This is a genomic window from Salinispora cortesiana, from assembly GCF_000484695.1.
Classification (GTDB): Bacteria; Actinomycetota; Actinomycetes; order Mycobacteriales; family Micromonosporaceae; genus Micromonospora; species Micromonospora cortesiana.
Map to the genome: position 1 here is coordinate 38017 of NZ_AXVR01000033.1, position 16079 is coordinate 54095.

General features: G+C 69.0%; 15 protein-coding genes. 8 read left to right on the forward strand and 7 right to left on the reverse strand.

The annotated features are described in order from the left end of the window. The first annotated feature begins 14 nt into the window (after positions 1-14). From K228_RS0115465 to htpG, 3 genes are all read left to right on the forward strand, one after another. Entirely contained in the window at positions 15-275 is a 261-nt protein-coding gene (locus K228_RS0115465) for a hypothetical protein (protein WP_025619257.1), read from the forward strand. An 84-nt stretch (positions 276-359) separates the two neighbouring features. Further along, positions 360-1607, forward strand: coding sequence for a D-alanyl-D-alanine carboxypeptidase family protein (locus tag K228_RS0115470; RefSeq protein ID WP_025619258.1), 1248 nt, complete (start codon positions 360-362; stop codon positions 1605-1607). 130 nt (positions 1608-1737) lie between these two features. Beyond that, a complete protein-coding gene (htpG, locus tag K228_RS0115475; protein ID WP_025619259.1) occupies positions 1738-3648 on the forward strand; it encodes a molecular chaperone HtpG in 1911 nt (636 codons plus the stop codon). Between the two features lie 79 nt (positions 3649-3727). Here htpG and K228_RS0115480 read toward each other — a convergent pair whose 3' ends face one another. After that, positions 3728-4063, reverse strand: coding sequence for a hypothetical protein (locus K228_RS0115480; protein ID WP_025619260.1), 336 nt, complete (start codon positions 4061-4063; stop codon positions 3728-3730). 119 nt (positions 4064-4182) lie between these two features. Between K228_RS0115480 and pdxY the strand changes: the two genes are divergently transcribed. Beyond that, entirely contained in the window at positions 4183-5034 is an 852-nt protein-coding gene (gene pdxY / locus K228_RS0115485) for a pyridoxal kinase PdxY (RefSeq protein WP_025619261.1), read from the forward strand. A 129-nt stretch (positions 5035-5163) separates the two neighbouring features. After that, positions 5164-6516 (forward strand): nicotinate phosphoribosyltransferase, encoded by a 1353-nt coding sequence (locus K228_RS0115490; RefSeq protein ID WP_025619262.1) that lies wholly within the window; start codon positions 5164-5166, stop codon positions 6514-6516. A 64-nt stretch (positions 6517-6580) separates the two neighbouring features. Here the strand turns inward: K228_RS0115490 and K228_RS0115495 are convergent, their stop codons facing one another. Further along, positions 6581-7351 carry an FkbM family methyltransferase gene (locus K228_RS0115495; protein WP_025619263.1) on the reverse strand — a complete coding sequence of 257 codons (771 nt, stop codon included), beginning with the start codon at positions 7349-7351 and terminating at the stop codon, positions 6581-6583. A 73-nt stretch (positions 7352-7424) separates the two neighbouring features. Between K228_RS0115495 and K228_RS0115500 the strand changes: the two genes are divergently transcribed. Both K228_RS0115500 and K228_RS0115505 read left to right on the forward strand, forming a co-directional pair. Further along, a complete protein-coding gene (locus tag K228_RS0115500; protein WP_025619264.1) occupies positions 7425-8045 on the forward strand; it encodes an L-threonylcarbamoyladenylate synthase in 621 nt (206 codons plus the stop codon). A gap of 141 nt (positions 8046-8186) precedes the next feature. Beyond that, positions 8187-8909 (forward strand): GAP family protein, encoded by a 723-nt coding sequence (locus tag K228_RS0115505; RefSeq protein WP_025619265.1) that lies wholly within the window; start codon positions 8187-8189, stop codon positions 8907-8909. Between the two features lie 55 nt (positions 8910-8964). Here the strand turns inward: K228_RS0115505 and K228_RS0115510 are convergent, their stop codons facing one another. From K228_RS0115510 to K228_RS0115520, 3 genes are all read right to left on the reverse strand, one after another. Continuing rightward, on the reverse strand, positions 8965-9942 hold the full coding sequence (locus K228_RS0115510; RefSeq protein WP_025619266.1) for an alpha/beta hydrolase family protein: 978 nt from the start codon (positions 9940-9942) through the stop codon (positions 8965-8967). A gap of 256 nt (positions 9943-10198) precedes the next feature. Then, the gene (locus tag K228_RS0115515; protein WP_025619267.1) at positions 10199-10912 is read right to left on the reverse strand and encodes a DUF2306 domain-containing protein; all 714 of its coding nucleotides are present in this window, start codon (positions 10910-10912) and stop codon (positions 10199-10201) included. 248 nt (positions 10913-11160) lie between these two features. Next, complete coding sequence (locus K228_RS0115520) at positions 11161-12375, reverse strand: D-alanyl-D-alanine carboxypeptidase family protein (protein WP_025619268.1); 1215 nt, start codon at positions 12373-12375, stop codon at positions 11161-11163. A gap of 267 nt (positions 12376-12642) precedes the next feature. Here K228_RS0115520 and glpK point away from each other — a divergent pair, with 267 nt between their 5' ends. Continuing rightward, a complete protein-coding gene (gene glpK / locus K228_RS0115525) occupies positions 12643-14160 on the forward strand; it encodes a glycerol kinase GlpK (RefSeq protein ID WP_025619269.1) in 1518 nt (505 codons plus the stop codon). Here glpK and K228_RS0115530 read toward each other — a convergent pair whose 3' ends face one another. Then, entirely contained in the window at positions 14161-15141 is a 981-nt protein-coding gene (locus tag K228_RS0115530) for a DUF817 domain-containing protein (protein ID WP_025619270.1), read from the reverse strand. It lies immediately after the preceding gene. 180 nt (positions 15142-15321) lie between these two features. Further along, the coding region (locus K228_RS0115535) for a peptide ABC transporter substrate-binding protein (RefSeq protein WP_025619271.1) at positions 15322-16079 on the reverse strand (758 nt) is incomplete at its 5' end.

Consider the following 16079-nt stretch of genomic DNA (forward strand, 5'->3'; position numbering starts at 1 on the left):
GATGGACGCCCATAATGGAGCCCATGGTCGCTTGGGAATACGCACTGCTGGTCCGCCGCTACCAAGGGCAGGGCCGCAACTTTCACGTCAGCTTCGTTTGGTATGGCCCAGACGGATCCCGCCGAGATGTCACCACCTACGGCGACACCGCGATCGCCCACCTCAACCGGGTCGGGCGTGAGGGGTGGGAGCTGGTCGCCGCGGGCGAGGACGTGAACAATGTCCAGGGCAGCACCGAGGTGCACCGCTATCACCTCAAGCGGCCGTTGACCTGAGGCCGGCCACGGCAGCGCGACTCCCGGTGGCGGTTATGGTGCCCGTGTCCGGTTTGCTGATCTTTATTAGCTAGGATCCCGGACGTGAGAAATCGGCTACTGGCCGCTGCCTCAAGCGTCCTGCTGCTCCCCGTCGTGGTGCCCGCGTCGGCCGTCGCCGCACCCACGCCGACGGTGGTGCCGTGCCCGCAGGCCAGCGTGCCGGCGTCGACACCGTCCCGGCCGCCCCGGACCTCCCCGCCGCCGGCGGTGGCACAGGACCAGGTGGTCGGCGGTGCGGCGCTGGCCACCCCCGGCCTGGTGGTGCCGGCTGATGGTGCCCAGCCGCCCGAGGTGACCGCGACCTCATGGCTGGTCGCGGACCTTGACACCGGTGACGTGCTGGGTGCGTGTGGCCCGCACGAGTACGCCACCCCGGCGAGTGTGCAGAAGTTGCTGCTGACCGCCGCCCTGTTGCCAGACCTTGACCCGCAGCAGGTGGTCAAGGTGACGAAGGAGGACCTGGACATCGAGCCCGGCTCGTCGGCGGTCGGCCTGCTCGTCGGCGGGCAGTATCCGGTGGAGACGCTCTGGCTTGGCCTGCTGCTGCAATCCGGCAACGACGCGGCGAATGTCCTCGCCCGCCTCGGGGGTGGTGCCGAGGGCCGGGCCGGGGGCGTCCGCGCGATGAACGAGTTCGCCGAGCAGCTGGGAGCTCGGCAGACGCATGCGGTCACACCGTCCGGGCTGGATGGGCCGGGCCAGTTCACGAGCGCGTACGATCTCGCGCTGATCGCCCGGGCCTGTTTTGCCGAGCCGGCCTTCCAGCGGTACGCGCTGACCGAAACCCACCAGATCCCCGACCAGGAGGCGCTCGGCAGGAAGGGTTTCCAGATCCAGAACGGGAACTCCCTCATCGACCACTATCCGGGGGCTCTCGGTGGCAAGACCGGCTTCACCACGTTGGCCCGGCACACGTACGTCGGCGCGGCCGAGCGTGCGGGCCGGCGCCTGGTGGTCACGTTGCTGGGCGCCGAGGCGCGGCCGTTGCGTGGCTGGGAGCAGGGTGCCGCTCTGCTCGACTGGGGCTTCGCGCTGCCTCAGGACGCGTCGGTCGGTCGACTCGTCGAGCCGGGTGAGCTGACCGCCTCGCCGTCCGCCCCGCCCGTGGCCGCCGATGCGCGGCCCGCCGCCGACGACTCGCTCCCGGACGGGCTGACCGGCCCCGGGCCGCTGCTGGTCGCGGCCGTGGTCGGGGTGGGTGGGCTGGTGGTGCTGTTCGTGCGCCTGGCCCGTCGCCCCCGTCGTGGTCCGGGGCGGCGTCGTCGTGGGCGGGGGCGACGTCGGGCCTGACCAGGCCCGACGCACGGTCGGGGCGTCGGGGCCCCGTCCCGCGGGAGGTGCTCGTATCCTTTCGGGCGACACGTCGTCGGGGACATCGCCGTCCGCCGACGAGCCGGACATGCGGACGAAAGGACACGGCGTGAGTAGTGAGACGTTGGAGTTCCAGGCTGAGGCACGCCAGCTGCTTCAGCTGATGGTTCACTCGATCTACTCGAACAAGGATGTCTTCCTGCGCGAGTTGATCTCGAACGCCTCCGACGCGTTGGACAAGCTGCGCCTGGCGTCGCTGCGGGACAAGGACCTCGACGTCGACACCGCCGACCTGCACATCGCGATTGAGGTCGACCCGGAGGCACGGACGCTGACCGTGCGGGACAACGGGATCGGGATGTCCCGGGACGAGGTCGTTCAGGTGATCGGCACGATCGCCAAGTCCGGCACCGCCGAGCTGCTCCGTAAGCTGCGCGAGTCGGCCGACGCGGAGGCGTCGCAGGAGCTGATCGGCCAGTTCGGCGTCGGCTTCTACGCGGCGTTCATGGTCGCCGACCGTGTTGTCCTGGTCACCCGTGAGGCGGGGGCGACCGACGGCACCCGCTGGGAGTCGAGCGGAGAGGGCACGTACACGATCACCTCGGCCCCGGACGTTCCGCAGGGAACGGCGGTCACGCTGCACCTCAAGCCGGCCGACTCCGAGGACAACCTGCACGACTACGCCGCCGAGTGGACAGTTCGGCAGATCGTCAAGCGGTACTCCGACTTCATCGCCCACCCGATCCGGATGGCGGTCGAGCGGCCCGGCACCGACGGCGGTGAGCCGACCACCGAGGTGCAGACGCTCAACTCGATGAAGGCGCTCTGGGCGCGGTCCCGCGATGAGGTGGAGCCGGCCGAGTACCACGAGTTCTACAAGCACGTCAGCCATGACTGGGCCGACCCGCTCGAGGTCGTGCACATGCGGGGGGAGGGCACCTTCGAGTACGAGGCGCTGCTCTTCCTGCCCACGCACGCACCGCTGGACCTCTTCTCCCCGCAGGGGCGACGTGGTGTGCAGCTCTACGTCAAGCGCGTCTTCATCATGGATGACTGCGAGGCGCTGATGCCGGGGTATCTGCGCTTCGTCAAGGGCGTCGTTGACGCGCACGACCTGTCGCTCAACATCTCCCGCGAGCTACTCCAGCAGGACCGGCAGATTCAGGTGGTCCGCCGCCGTCTGGTCAAGAAGATCCTCGCCACCGTCAAGGACCTCAAGGCCAACCAGCCGGAGAAGTACCGCACGTTCTGGACCGAGTTCGGTGCCGTCGTCAAGGAGGGGCTGATCGACGACACGGAGAACCGGGACTCGCTCCTGGAACTCCTCTCCGTCGTCTCCACCCACGATTCGGCCGAGCCGACCGACCTCGCCGGCTACCTCACGCGGATGAAGGACGGCCAGACTGACATTTACTACGCCACTGGCGAGAACCGCACCACCATTGAGAACTCCCCGCACATGGAGGCGTTTCGAGCCAAGGGCTTCGAGGTGCTGCTGCTCACCGACCCGGTTGACGAGGTGTGGGTGGAGCGGGTCGGCGAGTACGGGGGCAAGACGCTGCGCTCGGTCGCCAAGGGTCAGGTTGACCTGGACACCGAGGAGGAGCGCTCGGCGGCCGAGGCCGAACGGGAGCGCCAGCGCACCGAGTACGCCGACCTGCTCACCTGGCTGGGCAGTACCCTCGCCGACCAGGTCCGGGAGGTCCGCCTCTCCGCCCGGCTGACCACCTCACCGGCCTGCGTGGTCGGTGACGCGCAGGACATCACGCCGACGCTGGAGAAGATGTACCGCGCCATGGGGCACGAGGTCCCGCAGGTCAAGCGGATCCTCGAGCTGAATCCGACGCACCCGCTGGTCAGTGGGTTGCGCAAGGCCCGGGAACAGGGTGTAACCGAGGAGTCGCTGAAAGAGACTGCCGAGCTGCTGTACGGGATGGCGCTGCTCGCCGAGGGGGGCGAACTGGCCGACCCGTCCCGCTTCACTCGGATCCTCGCCGAGCGTCTCGCTCGTACCCTCTGATCCGCGTGGGGGCGTCGGCGCGCTGCCGGCGCCCCCGTAGCGGTGCCCGAGGTGGCCTCGCCGCGCGGCGAGGGTGCGCTCAGGCGGCGATGCCGCGGTGGTGCTGCTGCTCCGGCGTGGTGGGCGGTGGCGGGCCGGCGTGGGACGCGCTCCACTCGTCCGTCCGCCCTCGCGACGGGACGCCGGGCTGCTGCCCGGGTGGTGTCTGGGCCATCCGAAGCGCCCGTTGGGCGGCCTGCCAGGCGGTGCAGGGCCAGACCTGGCCGGCGCAGAGCAGGTTCACACAATCGGTGCCCGCAACGTCCGGTTGGTGCGCGTCTGCCACGTTGAGGGCCAGCCCCCACAGCAGTGGGTCGCTCACCTCGTCCGGACGGCCGACGCCGGGTGCGGGCCGATGGTGGGTAGTGTCGGACATGTCGGTCCCCCCTTATGAGCTGCTGCGATACTACCTCCACCCCGCGGATCTCCTGCTGAACGGGCATGTCAGGGCGGGGTAGTGGGAACTGGCGCGACGACAACCACGATGATGGTCGGGTGCGAATCCTGTCTATCCAGTCGTCGGTCGCCTACGGCCACGTCGGTAACTCAGCCGCCGTCTTTCCACTGCAACGCCTCGGGCACGAGGTGTGGCCGGTGCTGACGGTCCACTTCTCCAACCACACCGGCTACGGCGCATGGCGCGGGCCGCTGCTGGCACCTGCGGACGTCGCCGAGGTCATCGCGGGCATCGCCGACCGTGGAGTGCTTGCCCAGGCCGATGCGGTGCTCTCCGGATACCAGGGCGACCCGGCGATGGGTGAGGTGATCATCGACGCGGTCCGCCGGGTGAAAGCGGTCAACCCGGCCGCCGTCTACTGCTGCGATCCGGTGATGGGGGACGTGGGGCGGGGGATGTTCGCTCGTCCCGGCATCCCGGAGTACCTGCGGGACGCGGTCGTACCGAACGCGGACATCATCACCCCCAACCAGTTCGAGCTGGAGTATCTCGCCGGCGGTCGGACCGAGACGCTGGCGGAGCTACTCGCGGCGGTCGACAAGGTGCGGGCGACCGGGCCACGGCACGTGCTGGTCACCAGCGTGCTTCACCGGGACCTGCCGGAGGAGCAGCTGGAGCTGGTGGCCGTCTCCGACGAAGGCGCCTGGGCGGTGACCACACCGATGCTGCCGATCAGCCCGAACGGTGGCGGTGACGTCACGGCCGCGCTCTACCTCGCGCACCTGTCGACCACCGATACGCCCGCGACCGCGCTGGAGCGCACCAGCGCCAGCATCTTCCGGGTCTTCGAGGCCACGTTGGCGGCGGGTACCCGGGAGCTCCAGCTGATCGCGGCCCAGGAGTCGATCGCCAGCCCGCCGCCGGCCTTCACCGCCCGTCGACTGCGCTGATCCGGAGCTGCTCGACACGTCTGGCGGTGCATGTGCCGTTCCCGGCACGTGCCGACCCCGCTTCCACCAGAGTTGTGGTGTCCGGGCCGCCCAGCGTCGGACGGTCCGGACACCCGCGGAGGAGGCGACATGACCGGTCTCCGTACCGACCTCTATGAGCTTCGGATGGCCGCCAGCTATCTGCGCCACGACCTGTCCGCACCCGCCACCTTCAGCCTCTTCTCCCGCCGGTTGCCGGACCGCCGCGGCTTCCTGGTGGCCGCCGGACTCGACGAGGCGCTGACGTTCCTGGAGACCTTCTCGTTCGCCGGCGACGAGCTGGCGTACCTGCGGGACGTCCATGGGTTCGACGAGTCAACCCTGGCGGCGCTTGCCCCGCTCCGGTTCACCGGAGACGTGCGGGCGGTGCCGGAGGGACGGATCGTCTTCGCCGACGAGCCGCTGCTCGAGGTCACGGCGCCGCTCGCCGAGGCGCAGCTGGTCGAGACCGGTCTGCTGAACCTGATCACCTTCCAGACCACGATCGCCAGTAAGGCGGCCCGCTGTAGGCTCGCCGCCGAGGGGGCGGAGCTGATCGACTTCTCGTTCCGCCGTACCCATGGGCTGGCGGCGGGTGCCGGTGTGGCCCGGGCGTCCGTGATCGTCGGGTTCGCCGCGACCAGCCACGTGGAGGCAGCTCGCCGGTATGGGCTGCGACCGTCCGGCACGATGGCCCACTCGTACGTGGAGGCATTCCCGGACGAGCGGGCCGCCTTCCGCGCCTTCGCGAGCGACTTTCCGGACAATCCGATCTTCCTGGTGGACACCTATGACACGCCCGCCGGCGTACGGGCCGCCGTTGATGTCCTCACCGAGCTGGGCCGGAGTGGTCCGGCGGGGGTCCGGCTGGACTCCGGGGACCTGGCCGCGCTGGCCCGGCAGGCCCGCAAGATCCTCGACACGGCGGGTCTGACCGAGGTCAAGATCATGGCAAGCGGGGGCCTCGATGAGGAGGCCATCGCGGGGCTGGTCGCGGCCGGCACCCCGATCGACGGGTATGGCGTCGGCACCAGGATGGGGGTCTCCGCGGACGCGCCGTCCCTGGACAGCGCGTACAAACTGGTCAGCTACGGTGACCGACCAGTGGTGAAGCTGTCGTCGGGCAAGGTCACCCTGCCGGGTGCGAAGCAGGTCTTCCGGGACCCCAGCGGCACCGACGGCGACCTTCTCGGGCTGCACACCGAAGCGTCGCCGCCAGGTCGGGAGCCGCTGCTCGTGCCGGTCATGCGCGCCGGACGGCGGCTCGACACCGCTACCGCGGCCGAGGCGGTACGGGTCGCACGGGACCGATTCGAGGCGGACCTGGCGTGGCTGCCCGAGCCAGCCCGACGGCTGACCAAACCGGTGTCGCCCGCCGTCACGGTCAGCCCCGAGCTGGCCGGCCTGCACGAGCGGGTGGCAGCGGCGGCCCGCTCGGGTCACGCGGATAGGCGGCCGGGATAGTGTTTCGTGTCAATCCGTCCCCCGGCTGGTGGCGTATCGCTGGCAGGATCGGTCCACAGTAGGCCTAACGTCGACAGTAGACATCGCCGGAGTTGGCGGAGTGCGGCAGGGCGTCGAGGAGCGCACCCAGCGCGGGGGCGGTCAGCCAGGCCGGCTCAGCCAGCGCCATAGTGTCGCCGAGGGCCAGGTTGAAGCGGGTGAAGCCGAGCGCGACGGCGCGGTCGAGCGCCCGCCGAGCCACCGCCCGGTCGACCGTGGTGAACTCGAACGACAACGCCGGCAGCGGGTGGCTCAATCCGGCGAGGACGGCATCCTCGAAGCCCTCTACGTCGACTTTGACGAAGGCGGGGAGGCCGTGCTCGGCGACGAGGACGTCGAGGGTGGTGGCCGGGACGGCCAGCCGTGCGTCCCAGATCTGCCCCTGCCAGTTCTCGGCGCCGTCGGCGGCCTGGACGAAGTGCGGTGAAACGGTAGAGACGGTGGGGTTGGCCGAGTTGATGTGGAGCTCCAGCAGGCCGATCGCCGCGCCGCACGCCGCTTCCACCACGGTGACCTGATCGTCGTCGCCGTACAGGGCCCGGAGGCTCCGGGCGCAGAGTGGTTGCGGCTCGACGGCGATCACCCGGGCACTCAGCCGGCGGAAGCTGGCGGTGCGGTCACCGACGTGGGCCCCGACGTCGAAGACGAGGTCGTCGCGGCGGACAAACTGGGTGTGGAAGCGGTCCATGGCGGCGGCTCGACCGGGGTCACCGTACGAGAGGTCGAGCGAGGGGCGTAGGGAACTGGCGGTGGGATCGTCCCGGAGAACATCGACCACCTCGGGGTTGACGGGCACGACCGGACCCTAAACGTCGGGCCGGGCACCGGGCTACCTCGGCGGCACCTATCCGGGCTACTAGGCTCAGCCCATGGCGAGGTACTACGACGTGCACCCGGACAACCCCCAGCCCCGGACTCTGCGGCAGGTCGTCGGGCTGGTCCGTAACGGTGGCCTGATCGCCTACCCCACGGACTCCTGCTTCGCGTTCGGCTGCCAGCTGGGCGACCGCCACGGGCTGGACCGGATCCGGGACATTCGCCGGCTCAACGAGCGGCACCACTTCACGTTGGTCTGTCGGGACTTCGCGCAGCTGGGTCAGTTCGTGCAGATCAGCAACGCGGTGTTCCGGTTGGTCAAGTCCTGCATCCCGGGTGGCTACACCTTCATTCTGCCGGCTACCCGCGAGGTGCCGCGTCGGATGCTGCATCCGCGGAAGCGCACCGTGGGAGTGCGGGTGCCCGACCACGCCGTCGCCCAGGCGTTGCTGGCCGAGCTCGGTGAGCCGTTGGTCTCCAGCACCCTGATCCTGCCCGGGGAGGAGGAGCCGTTGACCCAGGGGTGGGAGATCAAGGAACGGCTGGACCACGTGCTCGACGGCGTGGTGGACGCAGGGGACTGCGGCAAGGACCCGACGACCGTGGTTGACCTGTCGGGCGACGAGCCAGAGGTGCTACGTCGTGGCGCGGGGGACCCGTCTCGCTTCGAGTAGCCGGGTTACCGCATAGGTGGCCATTACGGTCGGCGGAACGGGCCGCACGTCATTAAAGTGACCTCAGTAAACTCTGTGGCCGGTATTCGCCCTCCGGTCGTGGTGCAACATGGGTGGGTCCGGTAAGAGGGGGAGCGCGCCGTGGACCTGGCTCTGATCGGATCGCTCGTCGTCCTGGCCCTGATCGACAGCACCAGCTTCGGAACGCTGCTCATCCCGATCTGGATGATGCTGGCGCCGGGTCGGCTGCGCCCGAGCCGGCTGCTGGTCTTCCTTGCCACGGTCGCCGCCTGCTATCTCGTGCTGGGCGTGCTGTTGCTCGTCGGAGCGGCGGCGCTGCTCGACGAGGTGCGTCCCGCGCTGGAAACTACGCCGTTCCGGGTGGCGCAACTCGTCGTGGGGATCGGGCTGCTCGGCTTCGGCCTGTTCATCGGCCGGAAGCGCGCTTCGGGTGATCCCCAGCCGGGTCGCCTGCTGCGCTGGCGCGAACGGGCGATGAGCGGGCGTGAGTCTGCCTCGGCGTTGGTTGGGCTGGCCCTGACTGCCGTGACGTTGGAAGCCACCACGATGCTTCCCTACCTGGCGGCTATCGGGCTGCTCGGTGCGTCCGCGCTGACGCTACCCGCGAGCATCGCCGTGCTCGCCGGCTACTGCGTCGTCATGGTGCTGCCCGCGCTCGTGTTGCTCGCGGCGCGCCTGGTCGCGGCCGGGCTGGTGCAGCCGGTGCTTGCGGCGGTCAACCGCTGGATGGCCCGCCACGCGGCCGAGACCACCGGCTGGATCGTGGGCATCATCGGTTTCCTCTGCGCGCGCGACGCCGCCATCCACCTGGAGCTCTTCGAAGCGCTGTCGAGGGCGACCTGAGCCCTCGCTCAGCTCGCGGCTGCTCCGTTGGCCGGGCAGGGGTAGCTCGCCGCGGCTACCGTGCGAGCGTCGACTTGGACTCGACTCGGCCGATCGGGTTGGGCCCGCTGGTCAGTTCGTCCTGTGCCTCCTTCCAGGCGAGTGCCTCGGGGTAGAGGGTAGTGCGGAGGTAGGCCCAGGTGAGTCGCTGGACGGCGGCGACCCGCTCGGGGCTCTCGTCCGTAGTCTCGGCCACGTCGTATCCAGAAACGCCACCGAGCCCGTGCTCCGCATCGAAGAGGGTGAGCAGGGACTTGGGGCCAGGGGAGAGGAAGTAGGGGTCGGTGTGCCAGTGCGGACCCCGGACCGTCAGGTGGGCGGAGGTGTCCCGGTCGCCGGCGACCACGAGGGCGGGTGTCGTCATTGTGGAGAAGTCGGTGGTCGAGAAGAAGGGGTAGTTGTCGAGCACGAAGTCGGTGAGGGCCTCGCCTCCTCTGCCGGGCGCGGCGAGCAGCACACCCGCCTTGATCCGGGGCTCGGAGAGGTCCACCTCCGTTCCGTCGCGCGGGTCGGTCAGCCGTGCGCCCAGCAGCAGGCTCGCGGTGTGTCCACCCATCGAATGTCCGGCCACGGCGACCCGGTCTCGGTCTAGGCGCCCGTGCAGCTGTCCGCTGGCGGCTTCGATCTGGTCGAGCTGGTCGAGGATGCGCTTCATGTCTTCACCCCGTGACCGCCAGTACAGGGGGGCCTCGGGATCACTGGGGTCCAGGTTCAGCGTTCTCGAGTTCAGGTGGGTCGGCTGGATTACGACGAAGCCATGTGCTGCCCAGTAGTTCGCGAGCGGGGCGTAGCCGTTTAGTGAGGACAGGTGGTGTGAGGGGCCGTGCCCGTGGGAGAGGAGAATGATCGGAAGCTCACCTCCGGTTGTGGGCGCGGAGACCCGCACCTGCAGGTCCACGGCGCGTCCGGGAGCTGGCAGCACCACTGGACTGACGGACAGGGCAGGTGTGGGGAACCTGCCGAACGTGTCGGCTGGCTGGGTCGGCTTACTCATGTCGTCTGGTCCTTCCGTTTGGATAGCTGCCCTGGCTTGCTTCGCGCCGGGCCAGACCCGAACAGCAGAAGCGGAGCGGCGTTCCGGAACTGTACGGATCAGTGTTCCGCTTTGTCAACGTCAGGGCGACTGCCGCAGGAACAGGTGGCGGGCGGAGCCTCGGCGCCGCGGCAGCGGTGTCGCTGGCGACGATGGGCTGTGCCGCCTCCCGAAGCGACTTGGCGACGGAATAGGCCGACCCAGGTTAAAGATCAAGCTAGCCGAGGCGAGCCGCGCTCTTGCTGTCGATCCTTGGGCGCGCCTGCTGCCCGCCGGCCGGGACGGTTCGGGGCCTCGCGTTCGTGGCGATTCGGCCACCAGCGGCGCGACGTGGCGGGCTCGGTCTCCTGCGGAGCGCCCACTCCACCACGGCAACGTTGATCAGCCAGCCGGCGAGCATCAGCAAGGCCCGGGGGGTTCCGGTCGATTCGCCGGTCAGCAGAATCCAGGGTGCATTCGTCAGGGCCTGGGTGCCCGCCCCGAGGCCGATCGCGTAGGCGCGTGCCATCCAGGCGCGGTGACGGGTGATCTTCCGCTGTCGGATGCTGGTGAAGCCGAGGACGAGGCAGCCGACCATGGTGGCCCCGGCGACGAGTCGGATGCCGGTGAGGAGTTCGTTGTCCTGGGCTGGGCGGTCATAGAAGATCGTCATCCATAGGCCGGATAGTGCCGAGGCGAGCCCAAGCGGGACAAGTAGGCGCCCGGCCAGGCGGTGCCAGTCGCGTCTGCGGCTGCGGAAACCACGGGCGAATTGAAGCGCGCCGAACAGGCAGTAGAGGGTGGCGCTGACGATGTGCACCAGCACCGGCGTTGGTGCGGCGAAGAATCGGGCGTTGTCTGGCGTGACTGCTGCGTTGCTGGTCAGTTCGGTGACTCGGAATGTGCCGGCGATTGCTGGGATGGCACTGAGCGCGATCAGCCCGGCGGGCACGAGCCACTCTCGCTTGGGTGGTGCAGGCACGGCATGCCCCTGTTCGTCGTGGGTGTGGTGATCCGCCCGGCGGGGACAGACCCATGTGTACGGCGTACACCGCGACCTCGAAGGTAAGGTGTACGCCGTACACTGTCAAGCGGGATGGGTCGGTCGCAGTCCAGACAACGGATTGACGACGTCCTTCCGTCCTCGCCGGACGGGCGTTCCCGACGCGGGTCCGGGTGGATGCGCGCCTACGGTGCCGTTCAGCCGGCCATGCGTCGACTGGCTCGCCGCCATCCGGCGAACACGCCAACCAGGACGGTCCCCAGGGCGGCCACGGTGCCGACCACGACCGAGAGCACCGATGGGGAATAGGTGCCCGTCCCCGGGCCCTCATCGCCGGCGGCGACTGCCCGCTCGTCCTTCTTCTGGTTCGCCTGATCCGGGGAGACCAGGTGGCCGACCGCTTCGTCGGGGGCGAGGGCGAACCCCCAGTCGAGCAGCGCCGTCGCCTCGCCGAGGCTGCCCAGTGGCGCGTTCTCCGCACCGAGCAGTGTTACCGCGAGCGTACGGCCGTCGCGTTCGGCCACGCCGACGTAGGTCTGCCGGGCCAGGTCGGTGAAGCCCGTCTTGCCGCCGAGCATTCCCGGGTAGCTGCCCAGCAGGGTGTTGTCACCGGTGAGGGTGAGCGCGGAGCGGCCCGGTGCGGACGGCAGGCTCGCCGTACGGGTGGCGATGTACCGGCGGAAGTCGTCATGTTCGAAAGTGGCCCGCGCGATCAGCGCCAGGTCATAGGCGCTGGTGTACTGGTCGGTGCCATCCAGACCGGACGGTGTGACCGCGTGGGTTTGGTTGGCCCGGAGCCGCGCTGCCTCCTCGTTCATCACCTGCACCCCACCCGGTCTGCCGGCGGCACCACCACCGAGCCGGGCCAGTACGTTGGCTGCGTCGTTGCCGGACTCCAGGAGCAGCCCCAGCCACAGCTCCTCAACCGTGTACCGACCGCCCGCGACCACTCCCATCAGCGAACTCGCCGGATCGAGGTCGTGCAGGTCGTCGCGGGTCACCTCGACGGCCGCCGTCGGGTCGAGCCGGGGCAGCAGGGCCGCGGCGAGCAGGAGCTTCTGCACACTCGCGGGGGTGCGGTGCTCGTGTGGCCCGCAGCCCCCCAGGACCTGGCCGCTGCCGAGGTCGGCGACGATCCAGGAGGTCGCGGTGACCGCCGGTGCCGTCGGGGTTCCGGCCGGCACGACCAGCCCGGTGGTGGCCAGCGCGGCACCGCCGACGGCCGCTTCGGCGGGGCCGACCGGGGGCGGCGAGGGCGTGCCGCCCGGGCGGGTGGGCGCCTCCACAGTGGGGCAAGGCTGTGCTCCGGTGCCGGCTGTCCGGTTCTGGGCCGTGACCGGTGCGGCGGGCGACACGACGATGGCGCCTACCGCCACCACGGCGGCTGGCACGGCGATTCGACGAATAGTCACATGACGCACGGTAGTGGGGACGTGGCCGGGCCCGCGGTGGTTGGGAGAAGCGCGACGTATCGGCATCCGGGAGAGCGGTGTGCGCCGGGCACCCGCCTGTTCGGCATTCACGTCGGGCGTGCCGTTCCTTCACTCCGGGAGCGTCGGGGCAGCATTTCGACCGGAACCAGACCTGTTGTCCGTCCGAATTTTGGTCCGATTTGCGGTACCCCATCCGCTCCACGTCTGATCGTCTCATCCGGACGACCTGTGAAGGAGAGCTCCCGAATGGCCGATTTCGTTGCCGCGGTGGACCAGGGCACCACCAGCACCCGTTTCATGATTTTTGACCACGGTGGTAACGACATGGGTCGCCACCAGCTCGAGCACCAGCAGATCCTGCCGCGGCCCGGCTGGGTCGAACACAACCCGGTGGAGATTTGGGAGCGCACCCAGACGGTCATCCGGACCGTGCTGTACGAGCACCGCCTCACCGCTACCGACCTCGCCGCGCTCGGGATCACCAACCAACGAGAGACCACCGTGGTGTGGAATCGTCGGACCGGTCGGCCCTACCACAACGCCATCGTGTGGCAGGACACCCGGACCGACCGGATCGCCTCCGCATTGGAACGTTCGGGTAAGGGAGAGGTGATCCGTCAGAAGGCCGGCCTGCCACCGGCGACCTACTTCTCCGGCGGCAAGATCCAGTGGATTCTGGAGAACGTGGACGGGGTGCGGGAGGCGGCCGAACGCGGGGAGGCCATCTTCGGCAACACCGACACCTGGCTGTTGTGGAACCTGACCGGCGGCACCGCGGGCGGCGTGCACATTACCGATCCAACCAACGCCAGTCGCACCATGCTGATGAACCTGGCGACGCTGGACTGGGACGACGAACTGCTGTCCTTCTTCGGCATCCCGCGGGCGATGCTTCCGCAGATCCGACCGTCGTCTGACCCGGACTCTTACGGTGTCACCGCCGACCACGGCCCGTTCACCGGTGCGGTCCCGCTCACCGGGGATCTCGGCGACCAGCAGGCAGCCACCGTCGGCCAGGTCTGCTTCGCCCCGGGGGAGGCCAAGAACACCTACGGTACGGGCAACTTCATGCTGCTCAACACTGGTACGGAGCTGGTCCGCTCGCAGGCCGGCCTCCTCACCACGGTCTGCTACCAGTTCGGCGAACAACCGCCGGTGTACGCGCTGGAGGGCTCGATCGCTGTCACCGGGTCGGCCGTGCAGTGGTTGCGAGACCAGTTGAAGATCATTAACTCTGCGGCACAGAGTGAGGCCCTGGCCCGCCAGGTGGAGGACAGCGGCGGGGTCTACTTCGTGCCCGCGTTCTCCGGCCTCTTCGCCCCGTACTGGCGCTCCGACGCCCGTGGCGTGATCGTCGGCCTGTCCCGGTTCAACACGGACGCCCACATCGCGCGCGCCACCCTTGAGTCGATCTGCTACCAGAGTCGAGACGTCGCTGAGGCAATGGCGAAGGACTCCGGGGTAGCGCTGGGGCGCCTCAAGGTTGACGGGGGCGTCACGGAGAACGACCTGTGCATGCAGTTGCAGGCCGACATTCTCGGTGTCCCGGTTAGCCGCCCGACGGTCGCCGAGACCACCGCGCTCGGTGCCGCCTACGCGGCGGGCCTGGCGGTTGGCTTCTGGCGCAGTACCGACGAGCTGCGCGAGAACTGGAACGAGAGCCGGTGCTGGCAGCCCACCTGGCCGTCGGAGCAGCGCGAGGTCGGGTATGACCGCTGGAAGCGGGCCGTGCAGCGCACCTTCGACTGGGTTGATCTAGACTGATCAGCGCCTGTTGATATCGATGGGTGCCGCCGGGGAGGCGGGGCGGGAATCCGGGTGGCCGGGTACTCCCGCCTCCCGTTCTTCCTGTTTCCCCACAACACCTCGCAAACCGGCGACGGGTCGCGGCGGATACACCCACGTCACCAACACCACCGAGATGATCATTAGCAGGAACCACGACCCCAGTTTGCTGGCGGACACCGGATGCCAGCCCTCGGCCTGGTTGGGGTAGGTCCACGCGTGCGCCCAGGTCGAGATGTTCTCGGCGAGCCAGATGAAGACTGCGACGAGCCCGAACGCGCAGAGCACCGGCATCCGCAGGCGGCGCCGGAAGACCCGGAAGTGCATGACGCACCGGCCGAAGACCACGACCACCCCGAGCATGATCGGCCAGCGGAGGTCAGCGAGGTAGTGGTGGGTGAAGAAGTTGAGGTAGATCGCCGCCGCCACCCCGGCGGTCAACCACTGCCGTGGATAGCGGTCGAACCGTAGGTCGAACAGGCGGTACACACGCACCAGATAGGAGCCGACCGCGGCGTACATGAAGCCGGAGAAGAGTGGCACCTGCCCGAGCCGCAGGACGCCATCGTCGGCATAGGCCCACGAGCCGACCTCGGTCTTGAATATCTCCATGAGGGTACCCGCGAGGTGGAACAGGATCACCACCCGAAGCTCCCGCAGTGTTTCCAGACGTGTGGTGACCATGACGACCTGGATCGCGAGCGCCGCGAGCGTCAGAGCGTCGTTGCGCGCCAGCGCCGTGTCGTCGGGCCACCACAGTCGGGCCGCGACCACCACCGCAAGCATCGCGGCGCCGAACACGCAGGCCCAGGCCTGCTTGGCGGTGAAGGCGGCGAGTTCCACCACCCAGGCCTTCCAGCCGGTACGCGGTGTGTGCTCCAGCCACGCGTGTACCCGACGGTCCAGGGCGCGTTCCGGTCCGGTGAATACCGCACTGTCTTTGGACGGGGATGGGGTCATCTGTAGTCGCGACCGCTGCGGCCCTGGTCGGTGAACATCACCGACCAGGGCCGCAGCGCCGTTGTCGCCTTCCTGGAGTCGGGGTGGCAGCAGCCGTAGGAACTCGGCCCGGAGATCGTACGAGACGACCCGTGGCTGCTGCTCACCCCTTCCACACTGGCTGGATCAGACTGCTGAGGCTCAGTTCTGCTTCAGCGAGGTCTCGCCGTAGGCGGCGCCGGATACCTGGTTCCAGACGAAGGTGTCAACCTTGTCGCTGTAGAGCGCCGCCTCCTTCCGCCAGAACATCGGGATGACCGGTAGCTCCTCGGCCAGGATGTCCTCACCCTGCTGGTAGAAGGCGATGGCCTCCTCCAGGGTCGGGGCGGAGTCACCCTTCTTCATCAGGCTGTCGAACTCAGCGTTGCTGAAGGTGCTGTTGTTGCTGTCGTTGCCGCTGGCGTAGAGCGGAGTCAGGTAGGTCTCCAGGAACGGGTAGTCCGGGCCCCAGCCGAGCCGGAACGGGCCGGTGAACTCCCGGTTGTCCGCAACCTCCAGGTACTCGGCGAACTGCAGGTTGACCTTCAGCTCGTAGTCGATGCCCAGCGCGTTCTTGATCTGGTCGCCGACCGCCTGCAGCCAGGCCTCGTGGCTGGCACCCGCGTTGGCCCAGAGGGTCAGCTTCTTGCCCTCCGGCCAGCCGCCGGCCGCCGCGAGCAGCTCCTTGGCCTTCTCGACGTCCTGCTCACAGTAGGTGCAGATACCCGGGCGAGCGCCGTCGAAGATCGGTGCGACGAAACCGGTGGCGGGAGTGTACCGGCCGTCGAAGACGGCGTCGACGATGGACTGCCGGTCGATCGCCAGCGAGAACGCCTGGCGGATCCGCTTGTCCTTGAAGTCGTCGTTGTACAGCGGCATGCCGACGTAGTTGAGGCTGTCGCCCTCCTGCTCGTACAGCC